This window comes from Achromobacter sp. HNDS-1 (assembly GCF_040084795.1).
In the GTDB taxonomy this organism is placed as follows: domain Bacteria; phylum Pseudomonadota; class Gammaproteobacteria; order Burkholderiales; family Burkholderiaceae_B; genus Achromobacter; species Achromobacter ruhlandii.
This window is the reverse complement of record NZ_CP157584.1, coordinates 6,289,593-6,311,741: the sequence shown is the minus strand read 5'-3', so window position 1 is coordinate 6,311,741 and position 22,149 is coordinate 6,289,593. Positions and strand designations below refer to the sequence as shown.

Annotated in this window: 22 protein-coding genes; 11 read left to right on the top strand and 11 right to left on the bottom strand. The window is 67.1% G+C overall.

Annotation, left to right across the window (positions count from 1 at the left end; all coding sequences use genetic code 11):
* Positions 1 to 15 precede the first annotated feature (15 nt).
* Positions 16 to 897, bottom strand: coding sequence for a sn-glycerol-3-phosphate ABC transporter permease UgpA (gene ugpA / locus ABFG95_RS29090; RefSeq protein WP_006386446.1), 882 nt, complete (start codon positions 895 to 897; stop codon positions 16 to 18).
* 233 nt (positions 898 to 1,130) lie between these two features.
* Positions 1,131 to 2,444 carry a sn-glycerol-3-phosphate ABC transporter substrate-binding protein UgpB gene (gene ugpB / locus ABFG95_RS29085; RefSeq protein ID WP_054502598.1) on the bottom strand — a complete coding sequence of 438 codons (1,314 nt, stop codon included), beginning with the start codon at positions 2,442 to 2,444 and terminating at the stop codon, positions 1,131 to 1,133.
* A 193-nt stretch (positions 2,445 to 2,637) separates the two neighbouring features.
* On the opposite strand from ugpB, the gene proC reads away from it, so the two are divergent.
* The 7 genes from proC (at position 2,638) to ABFG95_RS29050 (ending at position 9,352) form a co-directional block, all read left to right on the top strand.
* Complete coding sequence (proC, locus tag ABFG95_RS29080; RefSeq protein ID WP_054502597.1) at positions 2,638 to 3,471, top strand: pyrroline-5-carboxylate reductase; 834 nt, start codon at positions 2,638 to 2,640, stop codon at positions 3,469 to 3,471.
* A 26-nt stretch (positions 3,472 to 3,497) separates the two neighbouring features.
* A complete protein-coding gene (locus ABFG95_RS29075; protein WP_049077771.1) occupies positions 3,498 to 4,022 on the top strand; it encodes a queuosine precursor transporter in 525 nt (174 codons plus the stop codon).
* Positions 4,023 to 4,417: 395 nt separating this feature from the next.
* A complete protein-coding gene (locus ABFG95_RS29070; RefSeq protein WP_049073548.1) occupies positions 4,418 to 5,533 on the top strand; it encodes a branched-chain amino acid ABC transporter substrate-binding protein in 1,116 nt (371 codons plus the stop codon).
* 191 nt (positions 5,534 to 5,724) lie between these two features.
* Positions 5,725 to 6,651 carry a high-affinity branched-chain amino acid ABC transporter permease LivH gene (livH, locus tag ABFG95_RS29065; protein WP_068949968.1) on the top strand — a complete coding sequence of 309 codons (927 nt, stop codon included), beginning with the start codon at positions 5,725 to 5,727 and terminating at the stop codon, positions 6,649 to 6,651.
* Positions 6,651 to 7,886, top strand: coding sequence for a high-affinity branched-chain amino acid ABC transporter permease LivM (locus ABFG95_RS29060; protein ID WP_049073550.1), 1,236 nt, complete (start codon positions 6,651 to 6,653; stop codon positions 7,884 to 7,886). Before livH ends, ABFG95_RS29060 begins: the two co-directional genes overlap by 1 nt.
* Positions 7,883 to 8,650, top strand: coding sequence for a high-affinity branched-chain amino acid ABC transporter ATP-binding protein LivG (livG, locus tag ABFG95_RS29055; RefSeq protein ID WP_068949967.1), 768 nt, complete (start codon positions 7,883 to 7,885; stop codon positions 8,648 to 8,650). The genes ABFG95_RS29060 and livG overlap by 4 nt, the downstream gene beginning before the upstream one ends.
* Entirely contained in the window at positions 8,651 to 9,352 is a 702-nt protein-coding gene (locus ABFG95_RS29050) for an ABC transporter ATP-binding protein (protein WP_049073552.1), read from the top strand.
* A 565-nt stretch (positions 9,353 to 9,917) separates the two neighbouring features.
* On the opposite strand, the gene ABFG95_RS29045 is transcribed toward ABFG95_RS29050, so the two are convergent.
* The 4 genes from ABFG95_RS29045 to ABFG95_RS29030 all read right to left on the bottom strand — a co-directional run bounded on the left by ABFG95_RS29045 (position 9,918) and on the right by ABFG95_RS29030 (position 13,684).
* The gene (locus ABFG95_RS29045) at positions 9,918 to 10,367 is read right to left on the bottom strand and encodes a lysozyme inhibitor LprI family protein (RefSeq protein WP_278990743.1); all 450 of its coding nucleotides are present in this window, start codon (positions 10,365 to 10,367) and stop codon (positions 9,918 to 9,920) included.
* Positions 10,368 to 10,462: 95 nt separating this feature from the next.
* Positions 10,463 to 11,206, bottom strand: a complete 744-nt coding sequence (locus ABFG95_RS29040; protein ID WP_063583092.1) for an amino acid racemase — start codon at positions 11,204 to 11,206, stop codon at positions 10,463 to 10,465.
* Positions 11,199 to 12,695 carry a D-aminoacylase gene (locus ABFG95_RS29035; RefSeq protein WP_278990742.1) on the bottom strand — a complete coding sequence of 499 codons (1,497 nt, stop codon included), beginning with the start codon at positions 12,693 to 12,695 and terminating at the stop codon, positions 11,199 to 11,201. The genes ABFG95_RS29040 and ABFG95_RS29035 overlap by 8 nt, the downstream gene beginning before the upstream one ends.
* An 8-nt stretch (positions 12,696 to 12,703) precedes the next feature.
* Positions 12,704 to 13,684 (bottom strand): tripartite tricarboxylate transporter substrate binding protein, encoded by a 981-nt coding sequence (locus ABFG95_RS29030; protein WP_049073555.1) that lies wholly within the window; start codon positions 13,682 to 13,684, stop codon positions 12,704 to 12,706.
* 120 nt (positions 13,685 to 13,804) lie between these two features.
* Between ABFG95_RS29030 and ABFG95_RS29025 the strand changes: the two genes are divergently transcribed.
* Positions 13,805 to 14,758, top strand: coding sequence for a LysR substrate-binding domain-containing protein (locus tag ABFG95_RS29025; RefSeq protein ID WP_278990741.1), 954 nt, complete (start codon positions 13,805 to 13,807; stop codon positions 14,756 to 14,758).
* 90 nt (positions 14,759 to 14,848) lie between these two features.
* On the opposite strand, the gene ABFG95_RS29020 is transcribed toward ABFG95_RS29025, so the two are convergent.
* Positions 14,849 to 15,463 carry a glutathione binding-like protein gene (locus ABFG95_RS29020; protein WP_049073557.1) on the bottom strand — a complete coding sequence of 205 codons (615 nt, stop codon included), beginning with the start codon at positions 15,461 to 15,463 and terminating at the stop codon, positions 14,849 to 14,851.
* Positions 15,464 to 15,580: 117 nt separating this feature from the next.
* Here ABFG95_RS29020 and ABFG95_RS29015 point away from each other — a divergent pair, with 117 nt between their 5' ends.
* Both ABFG95_RS29015 and ABFG95_RS29010 read left to right on the top strand, forming a co-directional pair.
* The gene (locus tag ABFG95_RS29015) at positions 15,581 to 16,753 is read left to right on the top strand and encodes a PQQ-dependent sugar dehydrogenase (protein ID WP_278990740.1); all 1,173 of its coding nucleotides are present in this window, start codon (positions 15,581 to 15,583) and stop codon (positions 16,751 to 16,753) included.
* Positions 16,754 to 16,758: 5 nt separating this feature from the next.
* Positions 16,759 to 17,397 (top strand): glutathione S-transferase, encoded by a 639-nt coding sequence (locus tag ABFG95_RS29010; protein ID WP_348995248.1) that lies wholly within the window; start codon positions 16,759 to 16,761, stop codon positions 17,395 to 17,397.
* Between the two features lie 73 nt (positions 17,398 to 17,470).
* Here ABFG95_RS29010 and ABFG95_RS29005 read toward each other — a convergent pair whose 3' ends face one another.
* From ABFG95_RS29005 to ABFG95_RS28990, 4 genes are all read right to left on the bottom strand, one after another.
* Positions 17,471 to 18,379, bottom strand: coding sequence for a DMT family transporter (locus tag ABFG95_RS29005; protein ID WP_348995247.1), 909 nt, complete (start codon positions 18,377 to 18,379; stop codon positions 17,471 to 17,473).
* Positions 18,380 to 18,456: 77 nt separating this feature from the next.
* The gene (locus tag ABFG95_RS29000) at positions 18,457 to 18,834 is read right to left on the bottom strand and encodes a DUF423 domain-containing protein (protein ID WP_049073560.1); all 378 of its coding nucleotides are present in this window, start codon (positions 18,832 to 18,834) and stop codon (positions 18,457 to 18,459) included.
* A gap of 83 nt (positions 18,835 to 18,917) precedes the next feature.
* Positions 18,918 to 19,979, bottom strand: coding sequence for an alcohol dehydrogenase (locus ABFG95_RS28995; protein ID WP_049073561.1), 1,062 nt, complete (start codon positions 19,977 to 19,979; stop codon positions 18,918 to 18,920).
* A 23-nt stretch (positions 19,980 to 20,002) separates the two neighbouring features.
* Positions 20,003 to 21,223 (bottom strand): ABC transporter substrate-binding protein, encoded by a 1,221-nt coding sequence (locus ABFG95_RS28990; protein WP_175146874.1) that lies wholly within the window; start codon positions 21,221 to 21,223, stop codon positions 20,003 to 20,005.
* Positions 21,224 to 21,408: 185 nt separating this feature from the next.
* Between ABFG95_RS28990 and ABFG95_RS28985 the strand changes: the two genes are divergently transcribed.
* On the top strand, positions 21,409 to 22,149 hold the full coding sequence (locus tag ABFG95_RS28985; RefSeq protein WP_049073563.1) for an IclR family transcriptional regulator: 741 nt from the start codon (positions 21,409 to 21,411) through the stop codon (positions 22,147 to 22,149).

Below are 22,149 nucleotides of genomic sequence, written 5' to 3'. Positions count from 1 at the left end.
TATCTGCCTCGAAAATCAATACTGCACTTTGCGGTCGACGTAGCGGAACTGCACGACCGTCAAGGCAATCACAATGAACATCAGCACCACCGACTGGGCCGCGGACGAGCCGAGGTCCAGGCCGCGGAAGCCGTCGCTGTACACCTTGTAGACCAGGATCGAGGTCGACGTGCCGGGACCGCCCTGCGTGGTGGTGTCCACCACCGCGAAGGTGTCGAAGAAGGCGTAGATGATGTTGACCACCAGCAGGAAGAAGGTGGTGGGCGAGAGCAGCGGGAACACGATGCTCCAGAAGCGGCGCGACGGGCTGGCGCCGTCGATCGCGGCGGCCTCGATGAGCGAGCGCGGAATCGACTGCAGGCCGGCCAGGAAGAACAGGAAGTTGTACGAGACCTGCTTCCAGACGGCGGCGATCAGCACCAGGATCATGGCCTGGTTGCCGTCCAGGCGCGGGTTCCAGTCGACGCCGGCCTGGCGCAGGGCCACGGCCAGGATGCCGACCGAGGGCGAGAACAGGAACAGCCACAGCACGCCGACCACGGCGGGCGCGACGGCGTAGGGCCAGATCAGCAGGGTCTTGTAGAGCCCGGCGCCGCGGATCACGCGGTCGGCCATGACGGCCAGCAGCAGCGACACGCCCAGGCCGACCACCGCGACCAGGATCGAGAACACCGCCGTGACACGGAAGGAATCGAGGTAGGCCTGTTGCGAGAACAGCTCCATGAAGTTGTCGAGACCGACGAACTCGGAGGACAGGCCGAACGCATCTTCCAGCCGCATCGACTGCCACATGGCCTGGCCGGCGGGAAGGAAGAAGAAGACCACGGTAATGACGATCTGCGGCAGGAGCAGCAGATAGGGCAGCGTCTTATGCCCGAAGACAACACGTTTTTCCATAGGGGGGACCCAAGGTACGAAAAGCGGCGGTTGGATTAACCGCCGCCTGGTGAAACAGCCGCCGGGGTGGGCCGGCCGGCCTGCGGCGCGAATGCGCCGGAACTCATAAAAACACGATAGGCTTAAAGCCCCAAAAAAACCAGGGCTTTAAGCCTTGTTCGCCTTGGGCAAGTCCTTGTCGCACAACGGGAATTGTGCGGCGCGGGACTCGCCGGCAAGCCCTGCAACGGGCGTTACTTTACACTCTTCTCGAACTTTTCCAGCAGCTCGTTGCCGCGCTTGACGATGTTCTCGGCGCCGTCCTTGGCCGAGACCTTGCCCGATACGATACGTTCGATTTCAGCGTCCTCGATTTCACGGATCTGCGGCAGGAAGCCCAGGCGCAGGCCGCGCGATTGCGCGGTGGTTTCGACGTTCAGCTGCTTGACGCCGACTTCGGTGCCCGGGTTCTTGTCGTAGAAGCCTTCCTTCTTGGTCAGCTCGTAGGCGGCCTTGGTGACAGGCACGTAGCCGGTCTGCTGGTGCCAGCGGGCGGCGATTTCCGGGCTGGCCAGGAACTTGAAGAACGCGGTCACGCCCTTGTAGGTTTCCGGCTTCTTGTTGGCGAAGACCCACAGCGAGGCGCCGCCGATGATGGTGTTCTGCGGCGCGCCCTGGACGTCGGCGTAGTAGGGCAGGGTCGAGGTGCCGAATTCGAACTTGGCGTTCTTGGCGATGTTGGCGCGCAGGCCCGACGAGCCGGTGATCATGGCGCACTTGCCGCTGATGAACAGCGAGTTCGGCTCGTCGCCGCGGCCGCCGTACATGAAGATGCCTTCCTTGCCCAGCTTGGCCAGGTTTTCCAGGTGGCGCACGTGCAGCGGGGTGTTGATGGCGATGCGGGCGTCCAGGCCGCCGAAACCGTTGTCCTTGGTGGCGTACGGCACGTTGTGCCAGGCCGAGAACGTTTCCAGCTGGACCCACGACGGCCACGAGGTGGTGTAGCCGCATTCCTGGCCCGCGGCCTTGAGCTTCTGGCCGGCGGCGGCCAGCTCTTCCCAGGTCTTGGGCGGCTTGTCGGCGTCCAGGCCGGCCTTCTTGAAGGCGTCCTTGTTGTAGTAGAACACCACGGTCGAGCTGTTGAAGGGCATCGACACCAGCTTGCCTTCGGCCGACGAGTAGTAGCCGGCCACGGCGCCGATGAATTCCTTCGGGTCGATCGGGTTGCCGGCTTCTTCCGACATCTGCTGCACCGGCTTGATGGCGCCCTTGGCGTACATCATGGTGGCGGTGCCGACTTCGAACACCTGGAGGATGTCCGGGGCGTTGCCGGCGCGGAACGCGGCGATGCCGGCGTTCATCGATTCACCGTAGTTGCCCTTGTAGACGGCCTTGACCTGGTAGTCGGGGTTCTTCTTGTTGAACTCGTCGACCAGGCCGTTCACGCGGTCGCCCAGCGCGCCTTCCATCGAGTGCCAGAACGTGATTTCGGTGGCCGCGTGCGCGGAAGCGCCGGCGAAGGCCGCCATGACGGCGGCAAAGGTGAGGGCAATTCGGTGGGATCGCATGAGAGGTTTCCTCCAGTTGGGCGTGTCGCGACCGGGTTGTCCGGGCGCGGAAAACACGTCACCTTATGAATTGTTTGTGACAAAACCGTGACTTTCACATCACTTAAAACGCCTGTCAAATTGCGCGTTTTAGGCGCGAACGAACATTTTCTTTTTTTTTCCGCCGGAACAGGCCGGTTTACAATCGCATGCTATGAAAAACGAACTTTCGATTGCGTTCATCGGCGGCGGCAACATGGCCGCCGCGCTGGCTTCCGGTCTTGCGGGCAAAGTATGCCCCGCCGGCAGCATTCATGTCATTGACATTAACCAGGATTCGCACGCCGCCTGGCAGGCCCGCGGCATGACCACCGCGACCGTCCCGGACGAGGCCCTGGCGCGCTGCCGCGTGTGGGTGTTCGCGGTCAAGCCACAGAACATGAAAGACGTTGTGGCTTCCACGCGTCAGTGGTTGCGCGACGACACTTTGGTGGTAAGCGTGGCGGCCGGCATCCGCGCCGATACGCTGGCCGGCTGGCTGGGCACGCCCGAGGCGCCGTGGCGCCGCCTGGTGCGATGCATGCCCAATACTCCCGCGCTGGTCGGCGCCGGCATCACCGGCCTGGCGGCGCTGGATGGCGTGGGGCAGGCCGACCGCGACCTGGCCGCCACCATGCTGGCCAGCGTCGGCGAGGTGGTCTGGGTGGCCGATGACGCGGCGCTCGACGCCGTGACGGCGCTGTCGGGCAGCGGTCCGGCTTATGTCTTCCTGTTCCTCGAAGCCCTGATCGCCGGCGGCCAGAAGGTCGGCCTGACGGCCGAGCAGGCGCGCCAGTTGGCGCTGGGCACTTTCGCGGGCGCCACCAAGCTGGCGGCCGAATCGTCCGAGCCGCCGTCGGTGCTGCGCGAGCGCGTCACTTCCAAGGGCGGCACCACCGCCGCGGCGCTGGCCGCGTTCAATGCCGCCGGCTTCGCCGGCATCGTCGAGGACGCCATGGCCGCGGCCGCGCGGCGTTCACGCGAGCTGGCCGAGGAGTTCGGCAAGTGAGCGTGGCCAAGGCGCGCTTTGCCCCCATGAGCCGGGCGCAGTTCGGCATCGCCGTGCTGTGCATGCTGCTGGTGGTGGTGGGCTCGAACATCCTGGTGCAGGTGCCGCTGAACGACTGGCTGACCTGGGGCGGCCTGTCGTATCCGGTGGCCTTCCTGGTGACCGACGTGCTCAACCGCCGTTTCGGCCCCGCGGCCGCGCGGCGGGTGGTGTGGTTCGGTTTCGCCGCCGCGCTGGCGGTGTCGGTGTGGGTGGCGTCGCCGCGCATCGCGCTGGCCTCGGGCCTGGCCTACATTTGCGCGCAACTGGTCGACATCCAGGTGTTCGACCGCCTGCGTGACCAGCGCTGGTGGCGCGCGCCGCTGGTCTCGGGCGTGCTGGGCGCGATCCTGGACACCGCGGTGTTCTTCAGCGTGGCCTTCGCCGCCACCGGCACGCCCTGGGTGACCTGGATGATGGGCGACCTGGCGATCAAGCTGGCCGTCAATATCAGCATGCTGGCGCCGTTCCGCGCCCTGATGTGGAACCTGGCCAAACCGGCCAACGCCTGATTTTCGAAAAAACGGCGATTATTATTAACGGGATAATCATTATCCGTAAGACTCGCGTAAGCACTGTATGAAAATGCGAAGTCAAACGATGTATTAATGATTATTCATATAAATCACCTGCCATGTTTTTGCCCGCGGCGCCATGCGCTATCGCAGGCGCCGCGCGGATTTCTCCTGCGTTTTCACGCACTTGTCGCAGTAATCCGTCACGATTAAAGGTTTGTCGTGAAATATTGGGGATTACACGCAGTGACAGTATGTCGGCTTGCTTCCAGAATACCGCCCACACCGTGTTTTTGCCCAAGAAGCCGGCGACGCGCGATACGGGTTGCGGGGTATCCACCCGACAGGCCGGATCGAACAGAGCCGCTCAAAACCTCGCTGGAGAACTCCGCATGAAGTTTCTGCATCGCCTTACCCCGGTAGCTATGGCATTCGGGGCGCTTGCCCTGGCAGGTTCCGTGCACGCCGCCGATACGATCAAGATCGGCATCCCGCAGCCCATGACGGGCCCCAACACCCAGTATGGCGACCAGATCCAGGCTGGCGCGCTGACTGCCATCGAGACCATCAACGCCAAGGGCGGCGTGAAGGGCAAGAAGCTCGAACCGATTCTCATCGACGACGGCTGCGAACCGAAGCAGGCCGTGCCGGCCGCCAACCGCGTGGTCAATTCCGGCGCCAAGTTCGCCGTGGCCCATGCGTGCTCGGGCGTGACCGTGGCCGCCGTCAACGTCTACGAACAGGAAGGCATCGTCGGCATCACCCCGGGCGCGACGTCGCCGCTGGTCACCGACACGATCAAGCCGCACTTCTTCTTCCGCACCATCGGCCGCGACGACCAGCAGGGTCCGTACGCCGCGCGCTACATCGCCAACACCCTCAAGCCCAAGAAGGTCGCCGTGCTGCACGACAAGCAGACCTACGGCTCGGGCGTGGCCACCCAGGTCAAGGACACCCTGGCCAAGGAAGGCGTGAACGTGGCGTTGTTCGAAGGCATCAACGTCGGCGACAGCGATTACTCGGCCATCATCACCAAGCTCAAGTCGGCCGGCGTCGACCTGGTCTACTTCGGCGGCTACCACCCCGAACTCGGCCTGCTGCTGCGCCAGTCGCGTGAACAGGGCCTGAAGGTCCAGTTCATGGGTCCGGAAGGCACCGCCAACCAGGATCTGGTGGCGATCGCCGGTCCGGCCATCGACGGCCTGCTGGTCACGCTGCCCGCCGACTTCACCAAGCTGCCGGGCAACGAAAGCATCGTCAAGGCCTTCAAGGACGCCAAGCGCGATCCGGACGGCGCCTTCCAGATGCCGGCCTACGCCGCGGTGCAGATCCTGGCCGACAGCATCAACGCCGTGGGCGAAGACCCCGCCAAGGTCGCCGACTACATGCACAAGACCACCTTCAACACCGGCATCGGCAAGGTCGAGTACGACGCCAAGGGCGACCTGAAGAACTTCGAGTTCGCCGTTTACAAATGGGACAAGAACGGCAAGAAGACCCAGCTGTAAACTCCCGCGATTCCGCCGGCGTGTTGCCGGCGCGCAGGGCCTGTCGTCGTCGTTGTGTCGTAATCCGCGTAGCGATGCGCCAAAAGCGCTGTGCGGCCGGCATGCGGTGACCACAGGCCCTTAAAATACGCCCAGGTTTCCGGCTCCGGGTCTCTCTACCGGAGCCGGAACTATTTGGAGCAAGAGAAATAATGTCCGACCTCATACCCCAACTTACCCAGCAATTCTTCAACGGATTGTCTCTGGGCGCGATCTACGCGTTGATTGCCATCGGCTACACAATGGTCTACGGCATCATCGGTATGATCAACTTCGCTCACGGCGAAATCTACATGATCGGCGCCTATGTCGGCCTGGTCACCCTGACGGCCATCGGCACGGGCAGCGGCCTGCCGGTTCCGTTCATCATCGCCGCCATGCTGTTGGTGGCCATCGTCGTCACCGGCATCTACGGTTTCAGCGTCGAGCGGGTCGCGTACCGCCCGGTGCGGGGCAGTCCCCGCCTGGTGGCGCTGATCTCGGCCATCGGCATGTCGATCTTCCTGCAGAACTGGGTCGCCCTGGGCCAGGGCGCGCGCGACATGGCGGTGCCTTCGCTGGTGTCCGGCGCGGTGCAGTTCCACATGGGATCCGACTTCGACGTGACGGTGCCGTATTCGCGCATCATGATCATCGTGGTGACCGTGGTGCTGATGATCGGCCTGACGCTGTTCATCAAGTATTCCCGCATGGGCCGCGCCTCGCGCGCCTGCTCGCAGGACATGCACATGGCCAACCTGCTGGGCATCGACACCAACCGGGTGATCTCGTTCACCTTCGTGATGGGCGCGATCCTGGCGGCGGTGGGCGGCGTGCTGATCGCCATCACCATCGGCAAGCTCAATCCCTTCATCGGCTTCCTGGCCGGCATCAAGGCCTTCACGGCGGCGGTGCTGGGCGGCATCGGCAGCATCCCCGGCGCCATGCTGGGCGGCGTGCTGCTGGGCCTGGCCGAAACGTTCGCGGCAGCCTATATCTCGTCGCAGTACAAGGACATCGTGGCGTTCTCGCTGCTGGTCCTGATCCTGCTGTTCCGTCCCACCGGGCTGTTGGGCAAACCTGAGGTGGAAAAAGTCTGATGTCGAACAACAATCTCAAAAACGCCACCATGGCGGCGGTGCTGACCGCCGTCATCGTCACCCCCGTCTTCGGCCTGCAACTGATCCGCCAGGGCGCGCGCACCTCGATGGAGTCGCACTGGTCGCTGGTGGCCATCGCCGCCGCGGTCGTGTTCGTGTTCCAGCTGCTGCGGCCCTGGATCGCCAAGCCGTTCCAGAAGCTCAAGAAAGACCTGCCGACGCTGCCGTCGGCGCCGGCCAAGAACCACAAGCTGTTGATGCTGCTGATCCTGGCGGTGGCCGTGACCTGGCCGTTCTTCGCCGGCCGCAGTTCGGTCGACATCGCCACGCTGGTGCTGATCTACGTGATGCTGGGCCTGGGCCTGAACATCGTGGTCGGTTTCGCCGGGCTGCTGGATCTGGGCTTCGTCGGCTTCTATGCCGTCGGCGCCTACACCTACGCCTTGCTGTACCACTGGGGCGGCTGGAGCTTCTGGGAGGCGCTGCCGTTCTCGGGCGCCATGGCCGCGCTGTTCGGCTTCATCCTGGGCTTCCCGGTGCTGCGCCTGCGCGGCGACTACCTGGCCATCGTGACGCTGGGCTTCGGCGAAATGATCCGCCTGCTGCTGATCAACCTGAACACGCTCACGGGCGGTCCGGACGGCATCTCGGGCATTCCCAAGCCGTCGGTGTTCGGCCTGGAAATGACGCGCCGCGCCAGCGAGGAGGGCGCGACCACGTTCCATGACTTCTTCGGCCTGACGTTCCAGAACCAGCACATGGTGATCTATCTGTACATGATGGCGCTGCTGCTGGCGCTGATCACGCTGTTTGTCTCCACGCGCCTGATCCGCATGCCGGTCGGCCGCGCCTGGGAGGCGCTGCGCGAGGACGAGATCGCCTGCCGTTCGCTGGGCCTGAACCCGACCCGCATCAAGCTGTCGGCCTTCACGCTGGGCGCGACCTTCGCCGGTTTCGGCGGCGCCTTCTTCGCGGCGCGCCAGGGCATGGTCAACCCGGAATCCTTCACCTTCATCGAGTCGGCGCTGATCCTGGCCATCGTGGTGCTGGGCGGCATGGGCTCGCAGGTCGGGGTGATCCTGGCGGCGGTCCTGCTGACGGTGCTGCCCGAGCTGGCGCGCGAGTTCGCCGAGTACCGGATGCTGATGTTCGGTCTGGTGATGGTATTGATGATGATGTGGCGTCCGCAGGGGTTGTTGCCCATGAAGCGTCCCCACGTGGAGCTGGCTAAATGAGCGAGGCATTGCTGAAAGTATCCGGACTGACCATGCGCTTCGGCGGCCTGCTGGCCGTCGATAGCGTGGCGTTCGAAGTCAAATCCGACGAGGTGTTCGCCATCATCGGCCCGAACGGGGCCGGCAAGACCACCGTGTTCAACTGCGTGGGCGGTTTCTACGCGCCGACGGCGGGCGATATCCTGATGGACGGCAAGTCCATCACCGGCCTGCCCAGCCACAAGGTGGCGCGCCACGGGCTGGTGCGCACGTTCCAGAACGTGCGGCTGTTCAAGCAGCTGACGGTGCTGGAGAACCTGCTGGTGGCCCAGCACACGCAGGTCGAATCGCGCCTGCTGCCTGGCCTGCTCAAGCTCAAGTCCTACCGCCAGTCGGAGGCCGACGCGCTGTCGCGCGCGGCGCAGTGGCTGGATTTCATGGGGCTGCGCGAGTATGCCAACCGCGAGGCCGGCAACCTGGCCTATGGCCACCAGCGCCGCCTGGAGATCGCGCGCTGCATGATCACCAAGCCGCGCCTGTTGATGCTGGACGAGCCGGCCGCCGGCCTGAACCCGCAGGAAAAGCGCGATCTGCAGTCGCTGATCGACCAGTTGCGCCGCGAGTTCGGCGTGGCGGTGCTGCTGATCGAGCACGACATGAGCCTGATCATGGGCATTTCCGACCGCATCCTGGTCATGGAGCACGGCAAGCCCATCACTACCGGCACCCCCGAGCAGGTGCGCAACGACGAGCGCGTCATCAAGGCGTACCTGGGGGAGGAATAAATGCTGAAGCTGGAAAACATTCACACGTTCTACGGCGCCATCCAGGCGCTCAATGGCGTGTCGGTGGACGTCAACAAGGGCGAAATCGTGACCCTGATCGGCGCCAACGGCGCCGGCAAGACCACGCTGCTGATGACGGTCTGCGGCAATCCGCGCGCCAAGGAAGGCAAGATCACCTTCGAGGGCGAGGACATCACCAACAAGGACACGCACCACATCATGCGCAATGGCATCGCCATTTCGCCGGAAGGGCGGCGCGTGTTCAAGGACCTGACGGTGGCCGAGAACCTGATGATGGGCGGCTTTTTCTCCAAGCGCGAGGAGATCCAGGCGGGCATCGACCACGTCTATGGCTTGTTCCCGCGCCTGAAGGAACGGGCCAGCCAGCGCGCCGGCCTGATGTCGGGCGGCGAGCAGCAGATGCTGGCGATCGGGCGGGCGTTGATGACGCGGCCGCGCCTGCTGCTGCTGGACGAGCCGACGCTGGGGCTGGCGCCGCTGGTGATCGCGCAGATCTTCGACATCATCCGCGAGATCCGCGAGCAGGGCGTGACGGTGTTCCTGGTCGAGCAGAATGCCAACAAGGCGCTGCAGGTGGCGGATCGCGGGTACGTGCTGGAGAACGGGCGGGTGGTGCTCCAGGATACGGGGGCGAATCTGCTGGTCAATGATCAGGTGCGGAAGGCTTATCTGGGCGGGTGATTCGCTTGAAGGTTTTATTCCCCGCGAAGGGAAATTTGGGCGCTACTGAAAGGGGCGCCCTTTTTTTTCGTTGGGAGTGGCGTGTCTTCGTAGGTCGCCCGAGGCGGGCGGCGCCCTGGCGAGGCGCGCCAACGATTGCGGTCCGGAGCGTTCGCTCCGGACTGCCCCGTCGTCATCTTCGTCCGCCTTCGGCTCCCTTCAGATTCCCTCGGGCGCATCGACGGCGCGCCTCGCCAGGGCACCACCCGCCTCGGGCTGCGGATTGCGAGGCTTGTCGCGCTGCTGGAGCGTGGGGTAAGGGGCGGGTTTTGCGGGGCCCGCAAAGATCGGCCGCGCGGGCGGCCGATCTTTGCATACGCGGTGGGGCTGCGTCGGGAGGATGACGCTGTGCGCTGGGGGAGGGGGTGACCCGCTGGGGAGGGAGAGAGGGGAACGAACTGCGCCAGGCATGAAACCCGGGCGGTGGCGATTTCGCAAGATTGGAAGCCTCTAATCCCTGGCATTGGGAACAGGGGCATCGAGTCTTCAAATGGCAAAACTAGACCACCCCGGAGCGCGTCGCGTATTACTTGTCCGCGGGGCCTAGCGCTTCTGCCCAGTTCTTTTTCATGGCGGCGATGCGGGCCTCGTAGGCGGATTTCAGGCAGGCGGCGTCGGGGCAATGGTCGCGCACGGTGGTGCGCCATTGCGTCTGCTCCTTTGCCACGGGATCGCGCCATTCACCGGTTTCGCCGTCACGGCCTGCGGTTTCGGACTGGATCTTGTCGTAGAGATCCTTCACCTGATCGTCCAGCCTGGACAGCGATGGGTCGGCGCAGATCAGATGTTCGACATGGGTTTTCGCGGCCTTGCAGTCGAAGCCGGCGGCGTGGGCGGCTTTGACTGGCAGGAACGGGGCGCTGGCGAGGACGGCGCAGATTGCCGCGTGCAGGATCGCATGTTTGCCTTGAGCGCTTTGCCGGCGCCGGCCTTTCATGATGCCGGTCGGCATTGCCGCGAGAACGGGGTTGCGCACGTCCTTCACTCCTGGATAGTCCGGGGCCACCGACAGGGTGGCCCACGGATCGATTCTCCCGGTTGTCGCGCGGTCGCGCAACTCGCGGGCCTTGCCTATGCCGCGATGCGTTGCTCGGGCTGGTCGGCCAGGTAGTGGGCGATGGCGGCGCGGGCCAGGGCGTCGATGGAGTCGGTCAGGGTGATGCCGAGGCTGGGACGTAGGGCGTGGGGCACGGCCAGGGGCAGTTCGGTGCAGCCCAGGACGACGGCGTCGGCGCCGCGGGCCTTGAGGCGGGCGATGCAGTCGGCGGCGGGGGCGAAGGCGGCTTCGAGCTGGTTGCCCTTGACGGCGCGGATCGAGGCCATGCAGTAGCGTTCGACTTCATCGTCGTCGGGGACGATGCATTCGTAGCCCTGGGCTTCGAGGTGGCGCTGGTAGAGGCCGAGCTTGAGCGTGGCGGCGGTGCCCATCAGGCCGATGCGGCCTTGCTGCAGGCCCAGGCGGCGCAGGTCGTCGATGACGGCCTGGATGATGTGCAGCACCGGCAGGCGGGTGGCGGCGGCGATGTCGTCGTACCAGAGGTGCGCGGTGTTGCAGGGGATGGCGATGAGCTGGGCGCCGGCGCGTTCCAGGAAGCGCACGCCTTCGACCATGTAGGGCAGGGGATTCTCGCCGCCGGCCATGTAGGCGCTGGAACGATCGGGGATGCGCGGATCGTTGCGAAGCAGGGTGGGGATGTGCTGCTGGTCCGCGTCGGCGGGCGTGAGCGCCGCGAGGCGGAGCGCGAAGGCGGCGCCGGCCATGGGGCCCATGCCGCCCAAAACACCCAGGTAACAGCCCTGGGAATAGCTATTCACTTTGTTGACTCCAAGGTATTGCATCACCGGGTGCCAGTACCTGGCCCGGGCGTTCGGCGCCGGTCCGTTCCCCATCCCACACCTGCCTGCCATTGACCCACACGGTGTGGATGCCCTGGCTGACCTGAATGGGAGCTGAAAAAGTGGCCGTGTCTGTGACGTTGGCGGGATCGAACAGCACCAGATCAGCATGATACCCCTCGCGCAGCAGGCCGCGCTCGGTCAGGCCGTATTGGGTCGCCGCCAGGCCGGTCATCTTGTGGATGGCGGTTTCGAGCGACAGCAGCCGTTGTTCGCGCACCAGGGTGCGCAGCACGTTGGTGAAGGTGCCCCATTGGCGCGGGTGCGGGTGCGGGTCGAACGGCAGGCCGTCCGAGCCGACCATGGTCAACGGATGGCTGAAGATGCGGTTGACGTCGGCCGGGTCCATCAGGAAGTAGATGGCGCCGGCCGGCGCCAGGCGGGCGATGGCGGCTTCGTCGTCCAGGCCCAGTTCGGCCATGACTTCGCTGAAGTCGCGGCCGGTGGCCTCGGGGTAGCCCTTGGACCAGGTGATCAGGGTGCGGCTGGCCAGGCGGGCGCGGTCCAGCCGCAGCATGGTCGAGGTGGCCGGATACGGATGGCAGTCGAGGCAGACGCGCTGCGTGGCGGCGGCGCGGCTGATCATGTCGAGCGTTTCGCGGCTGCGGCCGTGGTTGCGTTCGCCGGCCAGCTTGTGGTGCGAGAACACCACGCGGCAGTCCAGTTCGCGGCCGATCAGCAGCGCCTCTTCCATGGCCGGCACGATGTGGTCGGCCTCGTCGCGCAGGTGGGTGGCGTAGATCGCGCCGGCGCGGCCGCGCAGCGGCTGGCAGACGTCGATGATCTCGTCGGTGGGCGCGGCGCTGGCGGGCGGGTAGAAGGTGCCGGTGGAGACGCCGAAGGCGCCGGCCGCCAGCGCTTCGTCGAGCAGGACGCGCATGGCCTGGCGTTCGGCGTCGGTGGCGGCGCGGCCGGTGTCTTCCATGACGGCCACGCGCAGCGTGGTGTGGCCGACCAGCGGGATGACGTTGACCGCGGCGGGCGTGTCGGCCAGGGCCTGGAGCCAGGCGCGGAAAGTGCCGAAGCGGAACAGATCCGGCGGGCCGAGCAGGTCCAGCGGCTGCGGGATCTCCTGGCGCGACAGCGGCGCCAGGCTGATGCCGCAGTTGCCGGTGACCACCGTGGTGATGCCTTGCGACACCTTGGGCAGCATGTCTGGATGCGCCAGCAGGTAGCCGTCGTCGTGGGTGTGCGAGTCGATGAAGCCGGGCGCCAGCGCCAGGCCGCGGGCATCGATCACCGGCACGTCCGGCGCGTGGGCGAAATCGCCCAGCGCCACGATGCGCCCATCGCGCACCGCCAGGTCGCCCTGGCGCGACGGCCCGCCGCTGCCGTCGATGAGCGTGGCGCCGGCCACGATGAAGTCGGCTTGCCGAGCGGGGGTCATCCGGGTGCTGCGGTCCGTCATGGCGGGGCTCAGTCCAGTTTCTCGATGCCGGCGGTGTCGATGATCTGCTTCCATTTGGCGGTTTCGCGATCGATCAACTGCTTGAATTCATCCGGCGTGCCGCTGGCGGGCACGGCGCCCAGCGTTTCCAGGCCGGTGCGCACTTCGGGCGCCCGCAGCGCCTTCTGGATGTCGGCATTGAGCTTGGCCACGACCTCGGCCGGGGTGCCCTTGGGCGCGACCACGCCGCCCCAGGCCACGGTTTCGTAACCCTTCAGGCCGGCTTCGTCCAGCGTCGGCACGTCGGGCATCAGCGCCAGGCGCTTGAGGCTGCTGACGCCGATGGCGCGCACCTTGCCGCTCTTGACCAGCGGGGTGGCCTCGGAGGTGTTGACGAACAGGTAGTCCAGGCGGCCGCCCAGCAGATCCTGGATGGCGGCCGGGCCGCCGTTGTACGGGATGAACATGACGTCGACCTTGGCCATGCTCTTGAACAGCTCGCCGCCCATGTGGCCAGTGGTGCCGACGCCCGAGGCGCCATACGACAGGCGGCCGGGCTCCTTGCGGGCGCGGTCGATCAGGTCCTGCACGCTCTTGATGGGCGAATCCGCCGGCACGATCAACGCGTTGTACAGGTCGAACATGTGCGCCACGGGCGTCAGGTCCTGGTCGACGTCATAGGGCAGGCGCTTGAACAGCGAGCGGTTGACGGCCAGCGTGTTGATGTTGCCGTAGCCCACGGTGTAGCCGTCGGGCGCGGCGCGCTTGACCAGCGCGATGCCGATGTTGCCGGCGGCGCCGGGGCGGTTCTCCACCACCAGGGTGGCGCCAGTGTCCTTGGCCAGTTGCGTGGTGATCAGGCGCGACAGCACGTCGGGCGAGCCGCCGGCGGCCGAGGGGACGATGAAGGTGATCGGTTTGTCGGGATAGGCCCCGGCGGCCTGCGCGCCCGCGCTGAAGGTGGCGGCCAGCGCCAGGGCGGCGAGGCTGCGGAAAAAGGTGCGTTGCATGCTGGATTCCCCTTGTTTTGTTGTGTGGAGGCGGGCAGATTAGCACCGGGATTGCGGCACTGCGTCATCGAAAAATGTCGAAAACCTATAATCCGCCGTTATTGATCAAGGGGAACCAACATGGATGAGCAGGCCTACGCCGACGAGGTCGGGCCCAGCGCCGGCCGGCCGCTGAACCTGCGCCAGATCGAGGTGTTCCGCGCCATCATGATGGCCGGCTCGATCAGCGGCGCCGGCCGCATGCTGCATGTGTCGCAACCGGCGGTGAGCCGGGTGCTGGCGCTGACGGAGACGCGCCTGGGCTACCGCCTGTTCGAGCGGGTCAGGAGCCGGCTCTCGCCCACCGCCGAGGCGCGGCGCCTGTACGCCGAGGTCGAGCAGGTCTATGGCGGCATCCAGCGCGTCAACGATCTCGCGGCCAGCCTCGGGCAATCGGGCGCGGGCATGCTCAGGATCGTGGCCAGCGCCAGCTATGGCCAGCGGCTGGTGCCGATGGCGCTGCGGCGCTTTCGCGATCGCAACGGCGCGGCGCGGGTCGACTACCGCAGCGTCACGTTCGACGAACTGGCGGCCTATTTCCTGTCGGGGCAGGCCGATATCGGCATCTCGATGCGGCCGCCCGACCATCCCAACCTGACGTCGGTCCGGCTGGCGACGGTGCCGGTGGTGTGCGTGCTGCCCAAGGGCCATCCGCTGGCCGCGCACGAGGTGGTGCATCCGGAGGATTTCGCTTCGGCGGCGTGGATCGGCTATCCGCACGACACGCCGCTGGGCCGCGCGCTGCAATCGTTCTTCGGCGGCGCGCCGGCCTGCGCGGCGGCGGTGGAGGTGCATTCGCCGGTGACGGCCTGTTCCTTCGTGCAGCAGGGCCTGGGGCCGGCGCTGGTGGACGCGTGGTGCGTGTCGCCCGACCAGACCGACAGCATGGTGCTGCGGCCGATCGCGCCGGGCGCCAGCGTCGAAATCTGGGCCACGCATTCGAACCTGAGCGCGCCGCCGCTGCTGGCGCGGCGCTTCCTGGCGGCGGTCAGGAAGACCCTGGAAAGCGCGGCGCCGGCGCTGGCCGGCGGCTGAAGGCAATCAGGCCGGCGCGCAAGAGAAAACGCCCCGGCGCGCAAGGGCGGCGGGGCGTTCGGGGCGGCCGGTCATGCCGGCCTGGCGGGCTTACTCCAGGCCTTCGGCCTTGAGCGCGGCCTTGACGCCGGCGTTGTCCTGCATGCGCTTGAAGAACGCGGCCAGGTGGTCCTGACCCGACAGGTCGACCTGCTTGGCATGGGCCCAGCGCAGCACCACGTACAGGTAGGCGTCGGCGACCGACGGCGCTTCGCCGCCCAGGTAGGGCTGGTTGATCAGCTGGGCGTCCAGCAGCGCGAACAGGCGCGTCAGCAGCTTGGAGGCGGAGGCGGCCAGTTCCTGCTGCGGCGCTTCCTCGGCGAGCAAGCGACCCGCGCCGAAGATCATCGAGAAGGTTTTGTGGATGTCGGAGTTGATGAAGCCGAGCCAGCGGCGCACGTCGGCGCGCGAGCGGGCCGAGCCGTCGCCCAGCAGCTTGGCCTGCGGCGCCTGTTCGGCCAGGTATTCGAGGATCGCGACGTTCTGGGTCAGCGTGAAACCGTCGTCGTCCAGGGCGGGCACGGCGCCCAGCGGATTGACCTTGAGGAACGCGGGGCCCTTGAGTTCATCGCGGCTGAGTTTGTGCGCGTCGTAGGGCTTGCCGATCCATTCCAGCACGATGTGGGAAGCGAGCGAGCACGCGCCGGGCATGTAGTACAGTTTCATGTAAGGGAGTCTCCTGAGAGAAATGGACGGGAGGCCACCCGTCGCTGGCTCCTATGGTACGCCACCCGCGCGGCGCCGCCGAGCGCCGCCGCGCCCACCCAGCCGCCGGAGATGTCCATGCCGTCACGCCCGTCCGCGATCCGTCGCGCCTCGTCCCTGATCGCCTTCGCCGGCGCTGCCTTGTGCGCGGCCGCGGCCTGGGCCACGCCGCAGAAAAGCCCCGAGCAGCCGCCCGCCGCGCGCGCGCAGGTGACGGTGGTGGTGGGCGGCCTGGATCATCCGTGGTCAATGGCCTTCCTGCCCGAAGGGGGCGTGCTGATCACCGAGCGGCCGGGCAACCTGCGCCTGCTGCGCACGCCGGGGGGCCTGTCCAAGCCGCTGGCCGGCGTGCCCAAGGTGGCCGCGCAAGGGCAGGGCGGCCTGCTCGACGTGGCGCTGTCGCCGGGTTTCGCGCAGGACCGCTACGTCTATCTTTCGTATGCCGAATCCGACGGTTCGCGCAGCGGCACCGCGGTCGGCCGCGGCCGCCTCTCGGCCGATGCCAGCGCGCTGGAGGATTTCCAGGTGCTGTTCCGCCAGACGCCCAAGCTGTCGCAGGGACTGCACTTCGGTTCGCGCCTGGTCTTCGACGGCAAGGGCTACCTGTTCATCTCGCTGGGCGAGAACAACCAGCGCCCCACCGCGCAGGACCTGGACAAGCTGCAGGGCAAGGTGGTGCGGCTGAAGGTCGACGGCTCGGTGCCGCCCGACAATCCCTTCGTCGGCAAGGCCGGCGCGCGTCCCGAGATCTGGTCCTACGGGCATCGCAACCCGCAGGGCATGGCGCGCAATCCCTGGACTGGCGCGTTGTGGGAGAACGAACACGGCCCGCGCGGCGGCGACGAGATCAATCTGGTGCAGCCCGGCAGGAACTATGGCTGGCCGCTGGCGACGTATGGCATCAATTACTCCGGCCAGCCGATACCCGAGGCCAAGGGCGAGACGCTGCCCGGCATGGAGCCGCCGCTGTACTGGTGGGCCAAGTCGCCCGCCATCAGCGGCATGGCGTTCTATGACGCCGACCGCTTCCCGGTCTGGCGCCACTCGCTCTTCATCGGCGCGCTGGCCGACCAGGACCTGATCCGCCTGACGCTGGATGGCGACAAGGTGGTGGCCGAGGAACGCCTGCTGGGCGAGCGCAAGGCCCGCATCCGCGACGTGCGGCAGGGGCTCGACGGCTATGTCTATGTGTTGACCGACGCTTCGCCGGGCGAGTTGCTGCGGCTGGCGCCGGCGCAAACGGGAGGGTGAAAATCATGAAGACGTATGAACTGATCGGCTCGCAGGGCTGCGGCTCGGCCGTGGTCGAAATGGCGCTGGCGCTGGCCAACGTGCCGCATACGCTGACCGACGTGCCTTACCTGAAGCCCGGTCCCGAACGCGACCGGCTGCTGCACCTGAATCCGCTGGGGCAGGTGCCGACGCTGATCACGCCGGACGGCGAGGTGATGACGGAAAGCGCGGCCATGGTGCTGCACCTGCACGACGTCGCGCCGCAGGCGGGCCTGGCGCCGGAGCCTGCGCGGCCTGAGCGGGCGCGCTTCCTGAACCTGCTGGTGCGCCTGGTGGCGGCGATCTATCCCACTTTCACGTATGGCGACGACCCGCCGCAATGGACCTCCCCAGGCGCCCCGGCCGAGCTGCTGCGCGAGCGGATACATACGCGGCGCGCCGAGCTGTGGCTGGAGCTGGAACGCCAGGCCGGTGCGCCGCACATGCTGGGCCGCCGTTTTTCCGCGCTGGACCTGTACGTGACGGTGATGACGCACTGGCGGCCGGGCCAGGCCTGGTTCGAGGCCAACTGTCCGGCGCTGACGGCAGTGGCGCGCCAGGCCGCCCAGGAACCGAACGTGGCGCGCGTGCTCAAGCGCAATTTCCCGCCGCTGACGGAGTAGGCATCGCGCCGCGCCTGGCGACGGGCGCGGCGCGATCGCTGACCCGGTTTGTGGCTGACCGCGCCACGGCGCACTAGGCTGTGGCGCGCCGTTTCTGCGACCCGCGCGCCTCGCGCAGCGCGATGTAGACGCCGCTGCCGGCGATGAACAGCGCGCCCAGGTAGGCGTAGGCATCGGGCGCCTCGCGCCAGAAGATCCAGCCCAGCAGCGTGGCCCAGATCAGGCCGGTGTAGTCGAACGGCGCCACCACGGAGGCCGGCGCGATGCGAAAGCCCTGCGTGATCAGCGCCAGCCCCAGCGTGCTGAACAGCGCCACCGCCGCGAAATAGGGCAGGTCGGCCAGAGCCGGCGCGTGCCAGACCCAGGGCAGCGCCAGCGCGCTGCAAACCAGTTGGCCCGCGACGATGTAGAAGGTGGTGGTGAGCATGCCTTCGCCGCGGCCGATGCCGCGCGCCGTGATCATCATCACGGCGTACAGGAAGGCGGTGGTCAACGGCAGCAGGCTCGCGGCCTGGAACGCGTCGGTGCCGGGCCGCACGATGATCAGCACGCCCGCGAACCCGGCCAGCACCGCCAGCCACCGGCGGCCATCGACGCGCTCTTTCAGGATCAGCACCGACAGCGCCGTCACGAACAACGGCGCGGCGAAGGCGATGGCGGTGGCCTCCGCCAGCGGCAGCGCGCGCAACCCCAGGTAGAAACAACAGGCCGAGACCACATTGATGGCGCCGCGCGTCAGGTGCAGGCCGGGATGGGCGGTGCGCAGCACCCGGCGCCCGCCCAGCCAGATGGCCAGCGCGGTGACGAACGGCAGCGCGATCAGCGCGCGCAGGAACAGGATCTGCAGCGGGTTGTAGGTGGTGCCGAGCCACTTGGCGTTGGCGTCGCTGAGCGTCAGGAAGAAGATGCCGCCGGCGACACAGGCGATGCCTGCGAAGGCGGAATGGTCACGCGCGGCGGGAAAAACGGTAGAGGAGGACATCGGGGTTCAGCGGGAAAGGCGGCCGAGGCCGCCAGGGAAGGTAATGCGGGGTTGCCGGGCGGCGGCCCGGCGAGGGCTCAGCCCTGGGCGCGGTAGGCGGCCAGCGCCACCATCGCCCAGGCGGCCAGGAAGGCCGCGCCGCCCACGGGCGTGATCGCGCCAAGCCAATGGGTGCCGGTCAGGGTCAGGACGTACAGGCTACCTGAAAATAGGACGATGCCGATGAACATCACCAACCCGGCGGCCGACAGCAGCGGCGAACCGTAGCGCGCGCCGAGCAGCGCGATGACGAACAGGCCCAGGCCATGGACCAGATGGTACATGACGCCGGTCTGCCAGACCGACAGCAGCTCGGGCGTCACCAGGCGCTTGAGGCCGTGGGCGCCGAAAGCACCGGCGCCGACCGCGATCAGCAGGTTGATGGCCGCGAGAATGGTGAGCTGGCGGTCGGTCATGCGAGGTCCTTTGTACGGGCGGGGGAAGGGGAGACTGGCGTCTATGATAGGCCCAATCGAAATCCCCCGCCGGCCGACACGGCTCACTCCACCGTCAGCACCGCGCGGCCCAGCACCTTGCCGGCGCGCAGCGAGGCCAGCACGCTGTCGGCCTCGGCCAGCGGATGGCGGTGCACCGGCATCGGCGGCACCTTGCCGGCGCGCACCAGGTCCATCAGCTCGCGCAGCTCGGCCAGGTTGCCGACGTAGCTGCCGATGATGGACATGGCCTTCATCGGGATCAGCGCGATCGGCCACGACGAAGCGCCGCCGAACAGCCCGACGATGATGAGCTTGCCGCCCTTGGTCAGGAAGTCGAAGGCCAGGGCGGTGGTGGACGGCGCGCCCACCAGGTCGATGGCGGCCTGCAGCGGCTTGCCGCCCGCGGCCTTGATGACCTGCTGGGCGGCGTCGGGCGCGGCGCCGTCGATGGCGGCCAGGGCGCCGGCCTCCAGCGCGGCCTGGCGCTTGGCCGGGTCGATGTCGACCACGATGCCGCCCTTGCCGCCCAACGCCTTGATCAGCGTAAGACTCATCAGGCCCAGTCCGCCGGCCCCGAAGATGACCACCGGATGCTCGCGGTAGACGGCTTCGCCGATCTTGCGCAGCGCCGAATAGGTGGTCAGGCCCGAGCAGGCGTAGGGCGCGATGCGGGCCGGGTCCAGGTCGCCGATGTCGATCAGGTAGCGCGGGTGCGGCACCAGGATGTGGTCGGCGTAGCCGCCAGCCCGATGCACGCCCAGGCAGGCGGGCGCGGTGCAGTGGTTTTCCTGGCCCGACAGGCAGGTCGGGCAGGCGCCGCAACCGATCCACGGATAGACCAGGTAGTTGCGGCCGGACTGCACCCCTTGCGCATCGGGGCCGGCCGCGACCACGCTGCCGACCGTCTCGTGGCCCATCGTCAGGGGCAACGACACGCCGCGCTCCTTGAGCGACAGGGTGCGGCCCTGGCCCAGGTCGTAGCCGCCTTCCCACAAGTGAATGTCGCTGTGGCAGACGCCCGCCGCGCGTACCTTCAGCAGCACCTGCGACCCTTGCGGCGTGGGGGTGGCCTGCTCCATTTCCTGCAGCGGTTCGCGGAAATTGACGACGCAATAGCACTTCATGGGATGTCTCCTCCGGGATGGACTTATTTCTTGATCAGGGGGCATTCGCTGTCGGCCAGCGAGACGAACACCTTCTCGCCAGGCACCGTGGACAGGATGCGGTAGAAGTCGCCGGGGTACTTGGATTCGGCGGGCTTTTTCACTTCCACCAGATACAGGTCCATGATGACTCGCCCGTCTTCGGGGCGTATGCGGGCATTCTTGATCAGTTTGGTGGTGATGGGCAACTCGCGCATCTTCTGGTTGACAGCCGCACCCTCGAAGGTGCCGGCGGCCTGCGCGGCCTGCAGGTAATGCGTGGTGGCGACGTAGCTCAGGGCCTGCACGATCGACGGCGGCCGCGTCACGCCCATTTTCTGCTGCCAGCGGCGGGTCCAGGCGCGCGTATCGTCGTCGGCATCCCAGTAGAAGCCGGTGGGAAAGGTCAGCCCCTGCGCCACCGGCAGGCCCATGGCCTGCACGTCGTTGATGAAGGTCAGGAAGGTGAGAAGGCGCTGCTTGCCGCCGGTCAGCCCGAATTCCTGGGCCTGCTTGATCAGGTTGACCAGGTCGCCGCCGGCGCTGGCCAGGCCCACCACGTCGGCCTTGGAAGCCTGCGCCTGCACCAGGAACGAGGCGAAGTCCATCGCGCCCAGCGGGTGTCGCGTGCTCCCAAGCACCTTGCCGCCGGCGGCCTGCACGAAGCGGCTGGCGTTGGCCTCCAGCGACTTGCCGAAAACGTAATCGGTAGTGATGAAGTACCAGGACTGGCCGCCGCTTTCGACCACGCTCTTGACCACCGCATTGGCCAGCGCGTAGGTGTCGGGCGCCCATTGGGTGCTGAGCGGGCTGCATTGCTTGCCGCTGAAATCGCCGGCGAAGCCGCCGCTGATGAGGGCGGTGCCGCCTTTCTCGCGCGCCACGCCCTGCGCCGCCAGGCCGGCGGAACTGGCGCCGCCATCGACCACCGCCACCAGCTGCTGCGTATCGAACCAGCGCCGCACCAGGGCCGAGGCCACGTCGGCCTTGTTCTGGTTGTCGGCGCCGACCACTTCGACCGTCTTGCCGGCGACCTTGCCGCCGAAATCCTCCACCGCCATGCGCACGGCCATTTCCGATCCCAGGCCGCCCAGGTCGGAATAGATGCCGGATCGGTCATTGGATACGCCCAGCCTCACGACATCCTGGGCCAGCGCGGAAGCGGTCGGCGCGCTCACGGCGGCCAGCGTGGCGGCCGCGGCCGCCAACAGGGGTTTGATACGCATCGGTTTGTCTCCACGGCCCGTCGGGCGAGCCGAATATCGAGTTTTGGGTATGACGCGAATGCTGGGGCCGGGCGCCGGTTCTCCATCCGGCTGAAAATTTATTCTTATTGGTGAATAAAAATTCCTGTGCAAGAATTTATGTTCACAGATACGAAAAGTCAACGTCCATTGACGAGGTCCCCACGATGGAAGTGAAACTGGTCGTCCGCACCCTGGAATTGATCGAGCTGTACGCGCAGGCGCGCCGTCCGCTGTCTCTCACCGAGCTGGCGCAGGGCCTGGGCGCGCCCATGTCGAGCTGCCTGGCGCTGGTGCGCACGCTGGTGGGACGCGGCTATCTGTACGAGGTGCGACGGCGCGGCGGGTACTACCCCACGCCGCGCCTGCAGGCGCTGTGCGGCCTGATCCAGGCGGGCGATCCGTGGCTGGAGCGGGTGCGGCCGTTACTGGCGGCGCTGCGCGACGATACCGGCGAAACGGTGATGCTGGGCAAGATCCAGGACGGCGGCGTGCTGTTCCTGGAGGTGGCGCAATCCGCGCAGCCGGTGCATTACGCCACCCGGCCGGGCGAGCGCCGGCCGCTGCATACCAGCGCGGTGGCCAAGGCGATCCTGGCGCGCCTGGCGCCCGGCGAGCGCGACGCGGTGCTGGCGGCGGCCGACTTTCGCCGCTACACCGACCATACGCGCACCACGCGCGCGGCGCTGCTGGCCGACGTGGCCGAAGCCGAGGCGCGCGGCTGGGCCGAGAACGCGGGCGAAAGCGTGGCCGACCTGACCGGCCTGGCGGTGGCGCTGGACCGCGCGGGGGAATGGTATGCGCTATGCCTGGCCGGGCCGACGCCGCGGGTGCGGGCGCGGCGCGACGAGCATGTCCGATGCCTGGCGGCGGCGGCCAGCGCGATCCGCCGCGAGGGCGAAGCCTGA

Coding starts and splice junctions, on each gene's coding strand:
- ugpA (WP_006386446.1), bottom strand. CDS start 897: ATGGAAAAACGTGTTGTCTTCGGGCATAAGACGCTGCCCTATCTGCTG.
- ugpB (WP_054502598.1), bottom strand. CDS start 2,444: ATGCGATCCCACCGAATTGCCCTCACCTTTGCCGCCGTCATGGCGGCC.
- proC (WP_054502597.1), top strand. CDS start 2,638: ATGAAAAACGAACTTTCGATTGCGTTCATCGGCGGCGGCAACATGGCC.
- ABFG95_RS29075 (WP_049077771.1), top strand. CDS start 3,498: ATGAGCCGGGCGCAGTTCGGCATCGCCGTGCTGTGCATGCTGCTGGTG.
- ABFG95_RS29070 (WP_049073548.1), top strand. CDS start 4,418: ATGAAGTTTCTGCATCGCCTTACCCCGGTAGCTATGGCATTCGGGGCG.
- livH (WP_068949968.1), top strand. CDS start 5,725: ATGTCCGACCTCATACCCCAACTTACCCAGCAATTCTTCAACGGATTG.
- ABFG95_RS29060 (WP_049073550.1), top strand. CDS start 6,651: ATGTCGAACAACAATCTCAAAAACGCCACCATGGCGGCGGTGCTGACC.
- livG (WP_068949967.1), top strand. CDS start 7,883: ATGAGCGAGGCATTGCTGAAAGTATCCGGACTGACCATGCGCTTCGGC.
- ABFG95_RS29050 (WP_049073552.1), top strand. CDS start 8,651: ATGCTGAAGCTGGAAAACATTCACACGTTCTACGGCGCCATCCAGGCG.
- ABFG95_RS29035 (WP_278990742.1), bottom strand. CDS start 12,695: ATGACGGACCGCAGCACCCGGATGACCCCCGCTCGGCAAGCCGACTTC.
- ABFG95_RS29030 (WP_049073555.1), bottom strand. CDS start 13,684: ATGCAACGCACCTTTTTCCGCAGCCTCGCCGCCCTGGCGCTGGCCGCC.
- ABFG95_RS29025 (WP_278990741.1), top strand. CDS start 13,805: ATGGATGAGCAGGCCTACGCCGACGAGGTCGGGCCCAGCGCCGGCCGG.
- ABFG95_RS29020 (WP_049073557.1), bottom strand. CDS start 15,463: ATGAAACTGTACTACATGCCCGGCGCGTGCTCGCTCGCTTCCCACATC.
- ABFG95_RS29015 (WP_278990740.1), top strand. CDS start 15,581: ATGCCGTCACGCCCGTCCGCGATCCGTCGCGCCTCGTCCCTGATCGCC.
- ABFG95_RS29010 (WP_348995248.1), top strand. CDS start 16,759: ATGAAGACGTATGAACTGATCGGCTCGCAGGGCTGCGGCTCGGCCGTG.
- ABFG95_RS29005 (WP_348995247.1), bottom strand. CDS start 18,379: ATGTCCTCCTCTACCGTTTTTCCCGCCGCGCGTGACCATTCCGCCTTC.
- ABFG95_RS29000 (WP_049073560.1), bottom strand. CDS start 18,834: ATGACCGACCGCCAGCTCACCATTCTCGCGGCCATCAACCTGCTGATC.
- ABFG95_RS28995 (WP_049073561.1), bottom strand. CDS start 19,979: ATGAAGTGCTATTGCGTCGTCAATTTCCGCGAACCGCTGCAGGAAATG.
- ABFG95_RS28990 (WP_175146874.1), bottom strand. CDS start 21,223: ATGCGTATCAAACCCCTGTTGGCGGCCGCGGCCGCCACGCTGGCCGCC.
- ABFG95_RS28985 (WP_049073563.1), top strand. CDS start 21,409: ATGGAAGTGAAACTGGTCGTCCGCACCCTGGAATTGATCGAGCTGTAC.